Raw genomic sequence first — 17,372 nt, forward strand, 5'->3', positions numbered from 1 at the left:
CCTACCACCGGTACCAGCGGGACCGTCCGCCGCCTCCGGCCGCGCCACGGAAGAAGAAGCCGAGAATCCACACGATCAGCAGGGCGATCGCGATGTACCAGAGCACTTCTACGGTGAATCCGACTCCGAAGAGAATCAGGATCACCAGGAGAAGCAGCAGAAGGGGAACCATGACCATTCCTCACATGTGTCGATTGGCGTAATAGCGTTCGATGAGCTGGATGAACGCCACGTCGCTCTCGTGCTGCCCGCTCTCGAAGTCGGGCGAGTCCTTGACCTCCTGCCGGGTGCAGAAGACATGGACCGTGTCGTTCTCGGTGTCGACGCGGGAAATCAGGCCGGCCGGCAGCAGGACCCTCCTGCCGAAGATCCACGGGCCGGTGTCGACGACGATGTACGACCTGCCCACGTCTTCCGAGTGCTTGTCGATCTTTCCGATGGAGCCGTCGGCCGCTTCGACCGAGTAACCGACGAGCGCTTCTCCGGGGCTGTGTCCCACGCCTTCGGGAAAACCCCACATACCGGCCTGCATGACGCCCACCTTTCGTCCCGTCCGGGGGGCTTGTGCTGCGGCTACCCGGTCACGCGCGCGTGAACCGTCCGAAGGGCACGTCTGTTCTAGGCGTCGGCCACCGAGTCGAAGTCGACCTCGTCCCGGCCCACTCCCCGGGCGTCCGCGTCGACCGAGCGGCGCAGCGCCTCGTGGAGCTTGGCCGGGGTCAGGACGCCGAGGAAGCGCGGGCCGTCCAGGACCGCCACCCATCCGGCGTCGTGCTGGAGCATCTCGCCGAAGGCCTGCTTCAGCGGCGCCCCGACCGGCACCCAGGCGTCCATCCGCCGGGCCGGCTCGCCCACCGTGTCCCGGCCGTCCGCGCGGGCCAGCGCGTCGGCCGCCACCCAGCCGTGCAGCGCGCCGTGCTCGCCCAGCACCACCGCCCAGCGGGCGCCCTGCGCGCGCAGCCGGGCCGCCGCGGCGGCCGCGGGCTCGCCGAGCCGGGCGACGGGGGGTTCCTCCAGGTCGTCCGGCTCGATCCTGGTCACCGACAGCCGCTTCAATCCCCGGTCGGCGCCGACGAACTGGGCGACGTACGGCGTGGCGGGGGAGCCGAGGACGGCGGCCGGGGTGTCGAACTGCTCGATGCGTCCCTGTCCGTACACCGCGATACGGTCGCCCATCCGCACGGCTTCCTCGATGTCGTGCGTGACCAGCAGGACGGTCTTGCGGACCGTGGCCTGGAGGCTCAGGAACTCGTTCTGCAGCCGCTCGCGCACGACCGGGTCCACCGCCCCGAACGGCTCGTCCATCAGCAGGACCGGCGGATCGGCGGCGAGGGCGCGGGCCACGCCCACCCGCTGGCGCTGGCCGCCGGAGAGCTGGGCGGGGTAGCGCGGGCCGTACGTCTTCGGGTCCAGGCCCACCAGGTCCAGGAGCTCGGCCGCCCGGGCGCGGGCCTTCGCCTTCTTCCAGCCGACCAGGGCGGGGACGGTGGCGGTGTTGTCGAGGACCGTACGGTGCGGGAAGAGGCCGACCTGCTGGATGACGTAGCCGATCCGGCGGCGCAGCCGCACGGGGTCCACGCGCGCGATGTCCTCGCCGTCGACGAGGATCCGGCCGGAGGTCGGCTCGATGAGCCGGTTCACCATCATCATGGTGGTCGTCTTGCCGCAGCCCGAGGGTCCGACGAGGGTGGCCAGCTCGCCCTCGGCGACCTCGAAGGAGAGATCGTCGACCGCGGTCGTGCCGTCCGGATACACCTTGCCGACCTGCTCGAACCGGATCATGCGTCCAGGCTAGGAGCGCCCGGGCGGGGTCGCATACGGGTGGGACTGTCCGGGGGCTCGCACGCGTGGGGTCCCCGGCCGCCACCCGAGCGGGTTTGTCATGGACCTTGCAGGAAGGCTGTCCGGGCTGCTATCTCATTCGTTAGGAAAGTTTCCTTTCAATAGGTAGCTCCGTCAACGGCACCTGGAGACCCCATGACCCAGGCACGATCGCGACTGCGCGCCCTCTGCGGCGCCGGCGCCCTCGTCACCGCCCTGCTCGCCGGCCTCACCACCGCGCAGACCGCCCCGGCCGCGGCCGCCCTCGCCACTCCCGCCGCCACCAACGGCCAGCTCAAGGTCTGCGGCACCAAGCTCTGCAACCGGTACGGCAAGCCCGTCCAGCTGCGCGGCATGAGCAGCCACGGCACCCAGTGGTACAGCCAGTGCCTGACCTCCGGCTCCCTGGACACCCTCGCGAAGGACTGGAACGCCGACGTCCTGCGCGTCTCCACCTACGTCCAGGAGGGCGGCTACGAGACCGACCCGCGCAAGTACACCGACCTCGCCCACTCCCTGATCGAGAAGGCCACCGCGCGCGGCATGTACGTCATCGTCGACTGGCACATGCTCGACCCCGGTGACCCGCACGCCAACCTCAGCCGCGCCAAGGCCTTCTTCACCGAGATCGCCCAGCGTCACGGCAGCAAGACCAACCTGCTCTACGAGATCGCCAACGAGCCCAGCGGCGTGAGCTGGTCACGCATCAAGAGCTACGCCGAGCAGCTCATCCCGGTCATTCGCGCCAAGGACGCCGAGACCCCCGTCCTCGTCGGCACGCGCGCGTGGTCCTCGTTCGGGGTCTCCGAGGGCTCCAGCGAGTCGGAGGTCGTGAACAACCCGGTCCGAGCCTCCAACATCATGTACACGTTCCACTTCTACGCCTACTCGCACCGCGACGAGTACCTGAACACCCTCTCCCGCGCGGCCGACAAACTCCCCGTCTTCGTCACGGAGTTCGGCACGCAGAACTACGCCGGTGAGGGCAGCAACGACTTCACGATGTCCCAGCGCTATCTCGACCTGATGGCGGCCAAGAAGATCAGCTGGGTCAACTGGAACTTCTCCGACGACCACCGCACCGGCGCCGTCTTCAAGAGCGGCACGTGCGCCGCGGGCGGCCCCTGGGCCGGTACGGCCTCGCTGAAGCCCGCCGGCGTCTGGGTACGCGACCGGATCCGTACCCCGGACAACTTCCCCACCGGCTGACCCTGCCGCGCCCCCGTGCCGCCCGTCCGGACCGCGTGCCGGGCGGGCGGCCGCACACAGGCGCGACCGCGCGGAACCCGTTCATGATCAACGCCGTATTCTGCGCGCATGACGGAGCACATGAGCGACCCGAACGACCAGCTGCACCCGATGCCCGACGACTGGCAGCGCGCCCTCGCCGTCGTCGCCCACCCCGACGACCTCGAATACGGCTGCGCCGCCGCCGTCGCGGGCTGGACCGACGCCGGCCGCGAGGTCGTCTACACCCTCGTCACCCGCGGCGAAGCCGGCATCGACACCCTTCCGCCGGCCGAATGCGCGCCGCTGCGGGAGGCCGAACAGCGCGCGAGCGCGGCCGTCGTCGGTGTCTCCACCGTGGAGTTCCTCGACCACCAGGACGGCACCATCGAGTACGGGACCGCGCTGCGCCGCGACATCGCCGCCGCGATCCGCCGCCACCGCCCCGAACTCGTCATCACCCTCAACCACCGCGACACCTGGGGCCCGGCCGTCGGTGGCCACTGGAACACCCCCGACCACGTCGCCGTCGGCCGCGCCACCCTCGACGCGGCCGGTGACGCCGGCAACCGCTGGATCTTCCCCGACCTCGTCGAGCAGGGCCTCGACCCCTGGGACGGCGTGCGCTGGGTCGCGGTCGCGGGCTCGACCTTCCCCACCCACGCCGTCGACGCCACCCCCGGCCTGGAGCGCTCGGTGCTGTCCCTGCTCGAACACCGCGCCTACATCGAGGCGCTCACCGACCAGAACCCGGAGGAGTACTGCCGCACCTTCCTCACAGGCAATGCCGAGGCCGCCTCGGCCCGCTTCGGCGGCCGGCCCGCGGTGACGTTCGAGCTGTTCTCCCGCTGAGCCGCCGCCCGCGCGGCCCGGAGGGTCCGAGCCGCGACGCGGCCGCCGTCAGGGCCGCGCCTGGGGCTCCGGCTTGAGGAGGGCGAAGGTCGCGCCGAAGGGGTCGGCGAGCCAGGCGATGCGGCCGACGTCCGGGACGTCGGCGGCGGGCATGAGGATCGAGCCGCCGCTGTCCTGGGCCGACGCCGCGATCGCGTCCGCGTCGTCGACGGCGAAGTAGGGGACCCAGCGGGTCCGCTCGCCCGTTCCCTGGTGCGGGGCGACACCGCCGAAGGACGCGTCCTGCTGGTCGCCTTCGGCGGTGGAGAGCACCCGGTAGGTCATGCCCGGCGCCTCCATCGTCTGCTCGCGCCAGCCGAACAGCCCGCGGTAGAAGGTGCACGCCGCCTCCGGGTCGGGCGTGTGCAGTTCGACCCAGAGCAGGCTGTGGGTGTCCGAGGTCTTTTCCAGGCCCTGGACGGAGCCCGGCTGCCAGACGGCGAACTCACCGCCCTGCGGATCGGTGAGGCAGGCCATCCGTCCGGCGTCCATCACGTCGAACGCCTCCACGCGCACCGTCCCGCCGCCCCGCTCCGTGTCGGTCGCCGTGCCGTCCGCGTCCGGCGTACGGAAGTACACCGTCCAGGCGGAGTTCGCCCCCTCCTCGGTGAGCGGGCCGAGCGCGGCCACCGTGCGGCCGTCCCGCTGGAAGAAGCCGTAACCGCCGGCGTCCGGGCCCGCCGACTCGAAGTGCCAGCCGAACACCTGGCCGTAGAAGGCGGCGGCGGCCGAGGGGTCGGGGCTGCCGAGGTCGAGCCAGCAGGGTGAGCCCTTGATGAAGTCCGTACCGAGCATCGATGTGTCCTGCCCTTCTGAAGGTCTGATCCGCCACGATGGCCGATCCCCTCCGGTGGGCTCCCGCCGGTACGGCCCGACGGCCACGGGTTCATCCTCATGGCCCAGCTCCGGCACGCGCCAAGTCCGGCCGAACGGTTCCCCCGGAGGCAAGCGACCGCTTAGTATGCGAACCGACCGCGCAGTATGCGACGACGGCTGGTGGAGGTCCCGATGCAGGCATGGCGAGTGCACGACAACGGCGAGCCGGGCGAGGTGATGCGGCTCGACGACACGGACCGGCCCACCCCCGGCCCCGGGCAGGTGCTGCTGAAAGTGAGCGCCGCCAACGTCAACTTCCCCGACGCGCTGCTCTGCCGCGGCCACTACCAGCTCCGGCCCCCGCTGCCCTTCACGCCCGGTGTGGAGATCTGCGCCCGGACCGAGGACGGCCGCCGTGTCCTCGCCACCCCCGCCCTTCCCCACGGCGGCTTCGCCGAGTACGCCGTCGCCGACGAGGCGGCCCTGCTCCCCGCCCCCGACGCGCTCGACGACGCCGAGGCCGCGGCCCTGCACATCGGCTACCAGACCGGCTGGTTCGGACTGCACCGCAGGGCCGGGCTCACCGAGGGCGAGACGCTGCTCGTGCACGCCGCCGCCGGGGGCGTCGGCAGCGCCGCCGTCCAGCTCGGCAAGGCGGCCGGCGCCCGGGTCATCGGCGTCGTCGGCGGCGCCGGCAAGGCCGTCGTGGTCCGGGAACTGGGCTGCGACGTCGTCGTCGACCGGCACACCGACGACGTCGTCGCCGCCGTCAAGGAGGCCACCGGCGGACGCGGCGCCGACGTCGTCTACGACCCCGTCGGCGGCGACGCCTACACCCAGTCCGCCAAGTGCGTGGCCTTCGAAGGCCGGATCGTGGTCGTCGGCTTCGCGAGCGGCACCATCCCCACGCCCGCCCTCAACCACGCCCTCGTCAAGAACTACGCGGTCCTCGGCCTGCACTGGGGCCTGTACAACCAGCACGACCCCGCCGCCGTCCGCCGCTGCCACGACACCCTGACCGCCTACGCCTCCAAGGGCCTGATCAAGCCCCTGGTCAGCGAGCGGGTGCCGCTCGCCTCGGCCGCCACCGCCGTCCAGCGGGTCGCCGACGGCACCACCACCGGCCGGGTCGTGGTCCTCCCGGAAGGAGCCGCCAAGTGACCGACGCCGCCGAACTCCGCGACCGTACCCGCGCGCTGCTCCGGGCCCATCCGCCCGCCACCACGGACCGTACCGACTTCCTGCGCGCCCGCTTCGACGCCGGACTCGCCTGGGTCCACTACCCGCCGGGCCTCGGCGGCCTCGGCGCGCCGCGCTCCCTCCAGAGCGTCGTCGACGGCGAACTCGCCGCCGCGGCCGCACCCGACAACGACCCGCGCCGGATCGGCATCGGCCTCGGCATGGCCGCGCCGACACTCCTCGCGCACGGCTCCGACGAGGTCAAACAGCGCTTCCTGCGCCCCCTGTGGGTCGGTGAGGAGGTGTGGTGCCAGCTCTTCTCCGAGCCCGGCGCCGGATCGGACCTCGCCGCGCTCTCCACCCGCGCCGTCCGCGACGGCGCCGACTGGGTCGTCAACGGCCAGAAGGTGTGGACGTCCAGCGCGCACGTCGCCCGCTGGGCGATCCTGATCGCCCGCACCGACCCTGACGTCCCCAAGCACCAGGGCCTCACCTACTTCATCTGTGACATGTCACACCCCGGTGTGGAGGTCCGCCCGCTGCGCCAGATCACCGGCGAGGCCGAGTTCAACGAGGTCTTCCTCACCGACGTCCGCATCCCGGACGCGCACCGCCTCGGCGGGACCGGCGACGGCTGGCGGGTCGCCCAGACCACCCTGATGAACGAACGCGTCTCCATCGGCGGCGCCCGCCTCCCCCGCGAAGGCGGCATGATCGGGCCGGTCGCCACGGCCTGGCGCGAGCGCCCCGAGCTGCGCACCCACGACCTCCACCAGCGGCTGCTGGCCCTCTGGGTCGAGGCCGAGGTGGCCAGGCTCACCGGCGAACGGCTGCGCCAGCAGCTCGTCGCGGGCGAGCCCGGCCCCGAGGGCAGCGGCATGAAGCTCCAGTTCGCCCGCCTGAACCAGGAGATCAGCGGCCTGGAAGTGGAACTCCTCGGCGAGGAGGGGCTGTTGTACGACGACTGGACCCTGTGCCGCCCGGAACTGGTCGACTTCACCGGCCGTGAGGCCGGATACCGCTATCTGCGCTCCAAGGGCAACTCGATCGAGGGCGGTACGAGCGAGGTGCTCCTGAACATCATCGCCGAGCGCGTCCTGCGCCTTCCCGCCGAGCCCCGCACCGACAAGGACGTCGCCTGGAAGGACCTGACCCGATGAGCGCACAGCCCGACCTCCTGTACTCCGGGACCGAGAACGACCTGAGGGCCGCCGTACGCTCCCTGCTCACCGACCGGGCCGACACACCCGCCCTCCTCGCGCGCGTGGAGAGCGGCGACCCGTACGACACCAGCCTCTGGGACACCCTCGCCGCGGGGATCGGCGCCGCCGGGCTGCTGATCCCGGAGAAGCTCGGCGGCCAGGGGGCGGGCCACCGCGAGGCCGCGGTGGTGCTCGAGGAGCTGGGCCGGGCGGTGACCCCGGCGCCGTACCTCACCGGATCCGTCGTCGCCACCGAGATGCTGCTCGCCCTCGACACCCAGGCTCCCGAGGTCGCCGACCTCCTCGAAGCCCTCGCCACCGGGCACCGTGTCGCCGTACCCGCCCTCCCGCTCACCACCGCCCCGGACGACGCACCGCCCGCCGGCGGGCCGGTGAACGCCGTCGCCGACGCCGTACGCGCCGACGTCCTGCTGGTGCCGCGGCCCGACGGCCTCTACGCCGTCGAAGCGGCGGAGGTGACGCTCACCCCGCAGACACCGCTCGACCTGACCCGCCCCCTCGCCACCGTCGCACCCCTCGGCGAGGACACTCCCGGCACGCGCATCGCCGACGCGCCCACCGCCCGCGCCGCCGTGCGCCGGGGCCTGCTGGCGGGTGCGGGCCTGCTCGCCTCCGAACAGCTCGGTCTCGCCGAGTGGTGCCTGGAGGAGAGCGTCCGCCACACCCGTGAACGCCACCAGTTCAACCGGCCGGTCGGCTCCTTCCAGGCGCTCAAGCACCGCATGGCCCAGCTCTGGGTGGAGATCGTCAACGCCCGCGCGGCGGCCCGCGCCGCCGCCGACGCGCTGGCCACCGGCAGCCCCGACACCCCGCTGGCGGTCGCCCTCGCCCAGGCGTACTGCTCCCAGGTCGCCGTGCACGCCGCCGAGGAGTGCGTCCAGCTGCACGGCGGCATCGGCATGACCTGGGAGCACCCGGCCCATCTGGCGCTCAAGCGGGCCAAGGCGGACTCCCTGGCCTTCGGCACCCCCGGCCGGCACCGCCAGAGCCTGGCCACCCTGGCCGACCTGCCCGCGCCCGGCTGAACCCAGGCCCCCTCAGGTAAGGGGTCAGTGGGCCATCCACCCCTCTACATGCTGTTTAATTGCGTGTCGTTTGCAGAAGCAGCTGATCTTCACGAGGGAAGTGGGACATGACCGCCCGATCCATACGCGCAGCGGCCGCCGCGACGCTGGCCGGGGCCCTGGCCCTCACCGCGGCGGCCTGCTCGAACCCGGGCGGGTCCGCCGCGGGCTCCGGTGGCGCCAAGGACTCCGCGGTCGTGGGCATCGCCTACGAGCCCGAGACCCTCAGCCCTCTGCTCGGCTACGGCAAGGACGGCAACTCCAAGATCTTCGACGGGCTGCTCGCCTTCAACCGCGCCATGAAGCTCAGGCCCGCCCTCGCCGTGGCGCTCCCCGAGGTGTCCAAGGACGGGCTGACGTACACGTACAAGCTCCGCAAGGGCGTGACCTTCAGCGACGGCAAGCCCTTCACGGCCAAGGACGTCGTCTTCACCTACCGCACGATCCTCGACCCGAAGACGAACAACCCCTCCAAGACCGAACTCGACGCGCTGGCGGACGTGAAGGCCGTCGGCGACGACACCGTCGTCTTCACCCTCAAGTACCCCTACGCTGCGTTCGCCGAGCGGACCGTCCTCGGCATCGCCCCCCAGCACGCCGCGGCCGGACAGGACGTCAACTCCGGCGCATTCACCACCAAGCCCATCGGCACCGGCCCGTACATCCTCACCGGCTGGTCCAAGGGAGAGAAGATCAGCTTCAAGGCCAACCCCCGCTACTGGGGCGGCGCTCCGGCCGTGAAGAAGTTCACGATGGCGATCATCAAGGACGACGACGTCCGCGCCACCCGGCTGCGCTCCGGCGACCTGGACGGCGCGATCCTGCCGCCGAACCTCGCCAAGGGGTTCAAGAACGACAGGGGCCGCAAGACCTACGAGGCCCACACGTACGACTACCGCACCGTGACCCTGCCGACCCACAACAAGGTCGCCGGGGACACCGCCGTCCGCCAGGCCCTCGACGTCGCCGTCGACCGCCAGGCCATGGTCGACAAGATCCTCGAAGGCGCCGGAAAGCCCGCCTACGGACCGGTCCCCACCGACAGCGAGTGGTTCGCCACGGGCACCGAGCGCACCCACGACCTCGCCAAGGCCAAGAAGATCCTCGACGACGCCGGCTGGAAGCCCGGCCCCGACGGCGTCCGGGTCAAGAACGGCGTCCGCGCCGCGTTCCCGCTCTGGTACCTCTCCGGCGACAAGCTCCGCCAGGACCACGCCCTCGCCTACGCCTCCGACGCCAAGAAGGCCGGCATCGACATCAAGACCCAGGCCGGCACCTGGGAGGTCATCGAACCCCGGATGAAGGACGACGCCGTCCTCGCCGGCGGCGGCTCGCCCGGCGACCCCGACTTCGACCAGTACCTCCTGCTCCACTCCACCCTCGCCGGCGACGGCTTCAACAACATGGCCCGCTACGCCGACAAGACCGTCGACAAGGCGCTCGACGACGGCCGCAGGACCAACGACAAGGCCGCCCGCAAGGCCGCCTACGACACCGTCCAGCGCCAACTGGTCAAGAACCCCGGCTACACCTTCCTCACCCACATCGACCACCTCTACGTCGTCAACGACAAGTGGGACGGCCTGACCACCCAGGTCGAACCGCACGACCACGGACTCGCCTCCGGCCCGTGGTGGAACGTCGAGATCTGGAAGCCCAAGAAGTGAGCCGCCGCCTCCCCTGGGGGGCGATGGCCCGGATGACGGGACGGCGGGCCCTGTTCGCCGTCCCCGTCCTGCTGACCGTGACCTTCGCGGTCTTCGCCGTCGCCGCGGCCTCGCCCTTCGACCCCGTCAAGGCCTACGCCGGCACCGCCGGACTCACCGCCTCCCAGGACACCCTCGACCAGCTCCGCGCCAACCTCGGCGCCGACCAGCCGCTCGTGGCCCGCTGGTGGAACTGGCTCACCGCCGCCCTCGGTGGCGACCTCGGCGACTCCAGTGTGATGCGCCAGCCCGTCGCCGACGTCATCGGCGAACGCATCGGCTGGTCCGCGCTGCTCGCCGCCACCGCCTTCCTCGTCGCGATCCTGCTCGGCACCGCCCTCGGCGTCCTCGCCGCCCGCCGCCAGGGCGGCCTACTCGACCGCTGCGTCAGCTCCGCCGCGTACACCCTGGAGGCCGCCCCCGCCTTCTGGCTGGGCCTGCTCGCCATCTGGTTCTTCGCGCTCAAGCTCGGCGTGCTCCCGGCCGGAGGCCTCACCGACACCGCGAGCGACACCGTCACCGCCGGGCAGGTCGCGAGCCATCTCGTGCTGCCCGCCCTGGTCCTCGGCGTCTCCCAACTGCCCTGGTTCTTCCTGTACGTCCGCCAGGGCGTCGCCGACGCACTCGACGAGGACCCCGTACGCGGGGCACGCGCGCGTGGCCTGAGCGAACGGACCGTCCTGCTCGGCCACGCCCTGCGCTCCGGCATGCTGCCGATGCTCACCCTCGTCGGCTCCCGCGTCCCCGAACTCATCACCGGCGCCCTGCTCGTCGAGACCGTGTTCAGCTGGCCCGGTATCGCCGCCGCCACCGTCCAGGCCGCCACCTCCGTCGACTTCCCGCTGCTCGCCGCCCTGACCGTGCTCGCCACGGCCGCGGTGCTCGCCGGGAACCTCCTCTCCGACCTCCTGTACGGACTCGCCGACCCGAGGGTGGGCTTCGATGGCTGAGCTCACCTGGATCTCCCGCGGCCGGACCCGCCGCTCCACCCGCACCGTCCGGCTCACCGCCTCCGCCGTCGTCGTGGTGGCCGTCGCACTCGCCGTCCTGATCGTCCCGCCGCTCGTCCAGCTCGACGAACAGGCCGTCGACCTGGCGAACAAACTCCAGCCGCCGTCGCCCGCGCACCCCTTCGGCACCGACGACGTCGGCCGCGACCTGCTGCTGCGCTGCGTCTACGGACTGCGGATCTCCCTGCTCGTCGGCCTGGTCGCGGCGCTCGTCGCCACCGTCATCGGCACGGCGGTCGGCGCCGCCGCGGCGGCCTTCGGCGGCTGGACCGACCGCGTCGTGATGAGGATCGTCGACGCCTTCTCGTCCGTACCGCACCTGCTGCTCGGCATCTTCATCGTGGCCATGTTCCGCCCCGGCGTCTGGCCCGTCATCGTCTCCGTCGCGCTCACCCACTGGCTGTCCACCGCCCGGATCGTCCGCTCCGAGGTGCTCTCCCTGCGGGCCCGGCCCTTCGTCGACGCGGCGATCTCCGGCGGCGCCTCCCGGCGGCGGGTCATCGTCCGCCACCTGCTGCCCGCCGTACTGCCGCAGGCAGGGCTCGCCGCCGTCCTGATGGTGCCGCACGCCATGTGGCACGAGTCCGCGCTCTCCTTCCTCGGTCTCGGCCTGCCCAGCCACCAGGCAAGCCTCGGCAACCTCGTGCAGACCGCGCGCTCCTCGCTCCTCGCCGGGGACTGGTGGCCGACGCTCTTCCCCGGCCTCCTCCTGATCGTCCCGACCCTCGCCATCGCCGGCCTCGCCGGCGCCTGGCGGGAACGGATCAACCCGCGCCGCCGATCGGAGCTGATGCTGTGACCGCGCCCGTCCTCACCCTCGACGGCCTGTCCGTACGGTTCCGGATGCGCGGCGGCCGCCATGTCGCCGCCGTCTCCGACGCCACCTTCGACCTGGCGGCGGGGGAGTGCCTGGCCCTCGTCGGCGAGAGCGGCTGCGGCAAGTCCGTCCTCGCCTCCGCGCTGCTCGGCCTGCTCCCCGGCAACGCCCAGACCGCGGGCAGGGCCGTCGTCGACGGCATCGAGCTGCTCGGCGCCGACGAGAAGACCCTGGCCCGTGCGGTACGGGGCCGGCGCATCGGCCTCGTACCGCAGAGCCCCGCCGCCCACCTCACCCCGGTCAGGACCGTACGGGCCCAGCTGGAGGAGAGCCTCCGTGAGCTCACCGGCACCCCGCGCCGGGAGCTGCGCCGGGCCGCCGAGGCCGCCGCCGAGCGGGCCTCCTTCCCTGCCGGGCATCTCGACCGCTTCCCGCACGAGCTCTCCGGCGGTCTCGCCCAGCGCGCCGCGACCGCCCTCGCCCTCATCGGCGACGCGCCGCTGCTGCTCGCCGACGAACCCACCACCGGGCTCGACCGGCCGCTCGTGGACCGTACCGTCGACGAGCTGCGCCGCCACGCCGACGACGGCCGCGCCCTGCTGATGATCACCCACGATCTCGCGGCGGCCGCGCGGATCGCGGACCGGGTCGCCGTGATGTACGCGGGCCGGATCGTCGAACTCGCCGCCGCGCCGGACTTCTTCGGCGAGCCCGGCCCCCGCCATCCGTACGCCCGAGGGCTGCTCGCCGCCCTGCCCGAGCGGGACTTCACCCCCGTCCCCGGCCTGCCGCCCGAGCTCGGCGACCTCCCCCGGGGCTGCGCGTTCGCGGCCCGCTGCGCCCGGGCGGACGACCGGTGCGAGGAGCGGCCGCGCTTCACCGCGGGGATCGCCTGCCACCACCCCGTCGGCCTGAGCACCCGCCTGGAGGGGCACCGTGCTTGAACTCCACGCCGTCACCGCCGGATACGACCGGCGCAGCCCCGTCTTCCAGGACGCCTCCCTGACCGTCGCGCCCGGTGAGGCCGTGGGCCTGCTCGGCCCCAGCGGCTGCGGAAAGTCCACCCTCGCGCGCGTGGCGGCCCTGCTGCACCGGCCCGACGCGGGCCGGGTCACCCTCGACGGCACCGAGGTCCGCGGCTGGCGCCACCGCGCGCCCCGGGCGCTGCGGACCTCGGTCGGTGTCGTCTTCCAGCAGCCCCGGATGTCCGCCGACCCCCGCCTGCGGCTGCGCGACCTGATCGCCGAACCCCTGCGGGCCACCGGCCGCCGCGCCGAGGCCGACGGCCGGGTCGCCGAGCTGGCCCCGGCCGTCGGCCTCACCGGCGACCTGCTGGCCCGCCGCCCGCACGAGGTCAGCGACGGCCAGCTCCAACGCGCCTGCCTGGCCCGGGCCCTGGCACTGCGCCCGCGCTGGCTCATCTGCGACGAGATGACCGCGATGCTCGACGCGTCCACGACGGCGGCGCTGGTCGCCGCCGTCGAGACCTACCGCCGCGGCGAGGGCGCGGGGCTCCTGGCCGTGGGCCACGACCGGGTACTCCTGGAACGCTGGTGCGACCGCACTCTCGACTGGGAGAACTGCGCCCGCGCCCCCCGGGTAGCGGACTAGCCGAGCGTCTCCGCCAGCAGCGCCGCGGTCTTGGCGACCAGGGGGTTGTCGGCCGGGGCGTCCTCCTTGTGCTTGGTCGTGAAGACGGCCATCACGATCGGCGCCTGGCCGGGCGGCCACACGATGCCCACGTCGTTGTTGCCGCCGTACCGGCCGCCGCCGGTCTTGTCGGCGACGGTCCAGTCGGCCGGCAGCCCCTTGCGGAACCGCTCGCCGCTGGTGGTGTTGGCGAGCAGCCAGCCGGTGAGGCGCTGCCGGTCCGCCGGCTCCAGGACGTTGCCGAGGGTGAGACGCGCGTACGTCAGGCCGATGGCGCCGGGCGTGGTGACGTCGGTCTCGCGCCAGGGCTCGGCCGAGTTGAGTTCGGGCTCCCAGCGGTCGAGCCGGGTCGTCCTGTCCCCGATCGAGCGGGCGAAGGCGGTGATGGCGGTCGGCCCGCCCAGTTCGGTGAGGAGCAGATTCGCCGCCGTGTTGTCGCTGTGGCAGATGGTCGCGTCACACAGCTCCGCGACCGTCATGCCCTGGGCGAGGTTCTCCTCCTTGCCCGTGATGGGCGACCACCCGGACTTGGTGACGTACGGCGCGGTGTACCGGATACGCCGGGCCAGGAACGAGCCGTCGTGGTCGAGGTCGCGCAGGACGGCCGCGGCGGCGAGCGTCTTGAAGACCGAGCAGATGGGGAAGTGTTCGTCCGCGCGGTACGCCACGGTCCTGCCCGTACCCGTGTGGTGGGCGAACACGCCCAGCCGGGCGGAGTGCTGCCGTTCAAGACGCCTGAGCCGCGCGGTGATCGCCTTCCCGCCGGACAGGGCGTGGGCCGCCCCGGCGGGAGACAGGGCGGCGAGCGCCGCGCCGGCGCCGAGTGCCAGGGCGGTACGGCGGGACGGACGTAAATCGGTGACGTGCACGGTGATTCCCTTCAGAAACGATCACTACATACGTCACCACGCGCGCGGGGCCCCGATCGGTTTCGCCGCGCGGGCGAACGGACGTGCGCGAGGGCCCTGAACGACTCGGATCCTAAGTCGCCACGCACGACCACCCGTTCGGCGGACATGCCGTACGGCCGGATGACGCCCGTACTCCGCCACACTGGCCGCCGAGCGCCGCATTTCCCGTGCGGCACAAGGAAGGTGGCGAAGGTGGCCGTGTCCGTCTCTGTCGTACTGCTCCTGCTGATCCTCGCGGTGATCTTTCTCCGCAACGGTGGTCTCAAGCTCTCGCACGCGCTGGTCTGCGCCCTGCTCGGTTTCTTCCTCGCGGGGACGAGCATGGCGCCGACGATCCACAACGGTGTCGCCGCGACGGCGAACGTGGTCAGCGGTCTCAAGCCGTAACGTTTCGCGGCCATGAAGTGACGGTGAAACACCGGGCATTTCCATGTACATCTCAACGACTCGGTCCTAACGTCGGCCGCCGGCGCGACGACGTTACGCATCCGAGGAGCCGTATGACCCCCCTGAGACCCGACCGCCCACGCCGTATCCCACGCCGTGCGCGCGACCGCGCCCGCACCCTCGCGCTGCTGCTGCTCGTCACCGCGACCGCCTTCACGGCCGCCGTCCCCGCCGTCGCCACCGAGATACCCAAGGCCCCCGGCCACCGGCTGGTCGACGCCTACCGCGGCGCCCCCGCGATCCCCCGGCCCGTCCCGGCCGACGCCCCGCCCCAGCACCCCCACCTCGCCCCCAACGGCCGCAGCGGGATGCACGCCGACGCCGCCGGCAGCGGCACCCACCCCTACTCCGGACCCCTCGGCCGCGACCCTGCCGTCACCAGCGCGCAGATCGCACCCGTGGGCGGTGAATGCGCCACCGCCACCTTCGACTCGGCGGGCCGGCTTCTCACCGTCTGCGGCACCTTCACCGGCTTCCTGCTCAAGCTGCTCGACCCGCGCACCCTCGACACCCTCGCCGAGTACAAGCTGCCGCAGCGCTCCTCGACCGTCGAGGCCGTCACCCGGCTCGACTTCTCCAAGATCTTCAAGGACACCTCCGGCGGCGCCTACTTCTACCTCGACGACCGCGACCGGGTCGTCCTCGCCGACTCCCGGCAGCACGTCCTGCGCATCGCCCACAACCAAGGCGCCGACGGCGCCTGGCGGTTCACCGTCGAGGACGACTGGGACCTCACCGCGCACGTCCCGCACGACTGCGTCAGCTGGACCAATCTCTTCCCCAGCGGCGTCTGCGACCCCGTCACCTCCGTGATGCCCGACTGGCAGGGCCGGATCTGGTGGGTGACCCGGCTCGGCCGGGTCGGCACCGTCCACCCCGGCACCGGCGCGATCCGCTCCCTGCGGCTGCCAGGCGAGGAGATCCAGAACTCCTTCTCCGTCGCCGAGGACGGCGTCTCCATCGTCTCCGACCACGCCCTCTACAGCTTCCGGGCCGCCCCCGACGGCACCCCGGTGGTCCAGTGGCGGCAGGCCTACGACCGGGGCACCGGCACCAAGCCCGGCTCCGTCAACCAGGGCTCGGGCACCACCCCCGACCTGTTCGGCCAGGGCGGCGAGCGGTACGTCGCCATCACCGACAACGCCGACGACCGGATGAACGTCCTCGTATACCGCCGCGGCACCGACGTGTCCGCCGACCGCCGCCTCGTCTGCACGGTGCCGGTCTTCACCCCGGGCGCCTCCACCACCGACAACTCCCTCATCAGCTGGGGCAACAGCCTCGTCGTCGAGAACAACTACGGCTACGAGAACCCGCTCTCCCTCACCTTCGGCCGCAGCGTCACCGGCGGAGTCACCCGGATCGACGTCCGCCCCGACGGCAGCGGCTGCGACACCGTCTGGGACAGCGCGATCCGCTCACCCTCCACCGTCCCCAAGCTCTCCACCGCCAACGGCCTGCTCTACTTCTACGAGAAGGAGCCCAACGCCCTCGGCATCGACGCCTGGTACCTGACCGCCGTCGACTTCCGCACCGGCGAACGGCGCTGGCAGCGCCTCACGGGCACCGGACCCGCGTACGACAACAACTGGGCCCCGATCACCATCGGCCCCGACGGCACGGCCTACATCGGCGTCTTCAACGGCATCGTCGCCGTCCGCGACCAGGGCTGAGCGACCCGCCACGCGCATGTGCCCGGGACCTCGCGGCCCCGGGCACACCGTCACGCGACATCAGCGCAGGTCCGGCATCTCACCCTCGGTGGTGCCCTGGTCGATCACCGCGAAGACCGCGCCCTGCGGGTCGACGATCGCCGCGAACCGGCCGAACGGGCTGCCCATCGGCCCGAACACCAGCTGACCGCCCCGCGTCTGCGCCTTCGCGACCGCCGCGTCGCAGTCGTCCACGGCGAAGTACACCTGGATGTACGAAGGGACGTCGGGCGGGAAGTCGCCGGTCATCAGCATCCGGCCGAGCTCGGGGTTGTCGTCCAGGGTGTAGAGCTTGTAGTCCATCTCCGGGACGTCCGGGGCGGCCATCGTCTTCACGCCGTAGCCGAAGACGGCGGGGAAGAAGGTGTCCGACTCCTGCGGTGTGCGGGTGAAGATCTCGCTCCACACGTACGAGCCCGTCTCACCCATCTTCTCGAAGCCTTCGTGGGTGCCGCCCTGCCAGACGCCGAAAACGACCCCGCCGGGGTCCTGCGCCAGGCACATCGACCCGAAGTCGCCGACCTGCATCGGCTCCATCAGCAGGGTCCCGCCGTTGTCACGGATCTTCCGGGCGGTCGCGGCCACGTCGGACGAGGCGAGGTACAGACACCACGCCGACCGGCTCTCCTCGCCGTCCTGGCCGGGCATGGGCGGGACGACGGCGGCGACCGCCTTGCCGTCGCGATAGGCCTGGGTGTAGCTGCCGAACTCCGACGCGGCCTCGCCGAAGGTCCACCCCAGCACGTCACCGTAGAACGCCTTCGCGCCCTCCACGTCGGTGAACATCGCGTCGGCCCAGCACGGCTTGCCGTCAGGTTGTACGGCCATGGCTGTGACTCTCTTCTGTCTGATCGGTGGTTTCTGATCGGTGATGGGTCCTCTGCCAGCCACGCTAACC

18 protein-coding genes are annotated in these 17,372 nt (G+C 72.2%); 12 read left to right on the top strand and 6 right to left on the bottom strand.

The features are described 5' to 3' along the window. Position 1 precedes the first annotated feature (1 nt). The 3 genes from IEZ01_RS02350 to IEZ01_RS02360 all read right to left on the bottom strand — a co-directional run bounded on the left by IEZ01_RS02350 (position 2) and on the right by IEZ01_RS02360 (position 1,782). A complete protein-coding gene (locus IEZ01_RS02350; RefSeq protein ID WP_019891149.1) occupies positions 2-172 on the bottom strand; it encodes a hypothetical protein in 171 nt (56 codons plus the stop codon). A 9-nt stretch (positions 173-181) separates the two neighbouring features. Further along, a complete protein-coding gene (locus IEZ01_RS02355) occupies positions 182-532 on the bottom strand; it encodes a PRC-barrel domain-containing protein (RefSeq protein WP_019891150.1) in 351 nt (116 codons plus the stop codon). 86 nt (positions 533-618) lie between these two features. Further along, positions 619-1,782: an ABC transporter ATP-binding protein gene (locus IEZ01_RS02360; protein ID WP_019891151.1), complete on the bottom strand. Its 1,164-nt coding sequence runs from the start codon at positions 1,780-1,782 to the stop codon at positions 619-621. Between the two features lie 195 nt (positions 1,783-1,977). Between IEZ01_RS02360 and IEZ01_RS02365 the strand changes: the two genes are divergently transcribed. After that, the gene (locus IEZ01_RS02365) at positions 1,978-3,030 is read left to right on the top strand and encodes a glycoside hydrolase family 5 protein (RefSeq protein WP_019891152.1); all 1,053 of its coding nucleotides are present in this window, start codon (positions 1,978-1,980) and stop codon (positions 3,028-3,030) included. Between the two features lie 108 nt (positions 3,031-3,138). Then, positions 3,139-3,900: a PIG-L deacetylase family protein gene (locus tag IEZ01_RS02370; RefSeq protein ID WP_019891153.1), complete on the top strand. Its 762-nt coding sequence runs from the start codon at positions 3,139-3,141 to the stop codon at positions 3,898-3,900. Between the two features lie 48 nt (positions 3,901-3,948). Here the strand turns inward: IEZ01_RS02370 and IEZ01_RS02375 are convergent, their stop codons facing one another. After that, positions 3,949-4,734 (bottom strand): VOC family protein, encoded by a 786-nt coding sequence (locus IEZ01_RS02375; RefSeq protein ID WP_019891154.1) that lies wholly within the window; start codon positions 4,732-4,734, stop codon positions 3,949-3,951. 213 nt (positions 4,735-4,947) lie between these two features. Here IEZ01_RS02375 and IEZ01_RS02380 point away from each other — a divergent pair, with 213 nt between their 5' ends. The 8 genes from IEZ01_RS02380 (at position 4,948) to IEZ01_RS02415 (ending at position 13,365) form a co-directional block, all read left to right on the top strand. Then, positions 4,948-5,916, top strand: a complete 969-nt coding sequence (locus IEZ01_RS02380) for an NADPH:quinone oxidoreductase family protein (RefSeq protein WP_189199551.1) — start codon at positions 4,948-4,950, stop codon at positions 5,914-5,916. Beyond that, positions 5,913-7,094: an acyl-CoA dehydrogenase family protein gene (locus IEZ01_RS02385; RefSeq protein WP_189199553.1), complete on the top strand. Its 1,182-nt coding sequence runs from the start codon at positions 5,913-5,915 to the stop codon at positions 7,092-7,094. Before IEZ01_RS02380 ends, IEZ01_RS02385 begins: the two co-directional genes overlap by 4 nt. Then, entirely contained in the window at positions 7,091-8,182 is a 1,092-nt protein-coding gene (locus IEZ01_RS02390) for an acyl-CoA dehydrogenase family protein (RefSeq protein ID WP_189199555.1), read from the top strand. Before IEZ01_RS02385 ends, IEZ01_RS02390 begins: the two co-directional genes overlap by 4 nt. 107 nt (positions 8,183-8,289) lie before the next feature. Then, the gene (locus IEZ01_RS02395) at positions 8,290-9,888 is read left to right on the top strand and encodes an ABC transporter substrate-binding protein (protein ID WP_019891159.1); all 1,599 of its coding nucleotides are present in this window, start codon (positions 8,290-8,292) and stop codon (positions 9,886-9,888) included. Positions 9,889-9,911: 23 nt separating this feature from the next. After that, entirely contained in the window at positions 9,912-10,877 is a 966-nt protein-coding gene (locus tag IEZ01_RS02400) for an ABC transporter permease (protein ID WP_019891160.1), read from the top strand. Further along, a complete protein-coding gene (locus IEZ01_RS02405) occupies positions 10,870-11,736 on the top strand; it encodes an ABC transporter permease (protein ID WP_189199557.1) in 867 nt (288 codons plus the stop codon). Before IEZ01_RS02400 ends, IEZ01_RS02405 begins: the two co-directional genes overlap by 8 nt. Then, on the top strand, positions 11,733-12,698 hold the full coding sequence (locus tag IEZ01_RS02410; protein WP_189199559.1) for an ABC transporter ATP-binding protein: 966 nt from the start codon (positions 11,733-11,735) through the stop codon (positions 12,696-12,698). Before IEZ01_RS02405 ends, IEZ01_RS02410 begins: the two co-directional genes overlap by 4 nt. Beyond that, positions 12,691-13,365 (top strand): ABC transporter ATP-binding protein, encoded by a 675-nt coding sequence (locus IEZ01_RS02415; protein WP_019891163.1) that lies wholly within the window; start codon positions 12,691-12,693, stop codon positions 13,363-13,365. The genes IEZ01_RS02410 and IEZ01_RS02415 overlap by 8 nt, the downstream gene beginning before the upstream one ends. On the opposite strand, the gene bla is transcribed toward IEZ01_RS02415, so the two are convergent. After that, positions 13,362-14,273, bottom strand: a complete 912-nt coding sequence (gene bla / locus IEZ01_RS02420; protein ID WP_189199561.1) for a class A beta-lactamase — start codon at positions 14,271-14,273, stop codon at positions 13,362-13,364. The two genes, IEZ01_RS02415 and bla, sit on opposite strands and share 4 nt — an antisense overlap. A gap of 234 nt (positions 14,274-14,507) precedes the next feature. On the opposite strand from bla, the gene IEZ01_RS02425 reads away from it, so the two are divergent. Continuing rightward, entirely contained in the window at positions 14,508-14,702 is a 195-nt protein-coding gene (locus IEZ01_RS02425; protein ID WP_189199563.1) for a hypothetical protein, read from the top strand. 113 nt (positions 14,703-14,815) lie between these two features. Beyond that, positions 14,816-16,435, top strand: a complete 1,620-nt coding sequence (locus IEZ01_RS02430) for a hypothetical protein (RefSeq protein ID WP_189199565.1) — start codon at positions 14,816-14,818, stop codon at positions 16,433-16,435. A gap of 60 nt (positions 16,436-16,495) precedes the next feature. On the opposite strand, the gene IEZ01_RS02435 is transcribed toward IEZ01_RS02430, so the two are convergent. Continuing rightward, positions 16,496-17,302, bottom strand: coding sequence for a VOC family protein (locus tag IEZ01_RS02435; RefSeq protein WP_019891168.1), 807 nt, complete (start codon positions 17,300-17,302; stop codon positions 16,496-16,498). Positions 17,303-17,372: the final 70 nt, after the last annotated feature.

It is taken from the genome of Streptomyces purpureus, from assembly GCF_014648195.1.
Lineage (GTDB): Bacteria > Actinomycetota > Actinomycetes > Streptomycetales > Streptomycetaceae > Streptomyces > Streptomyces purpureus.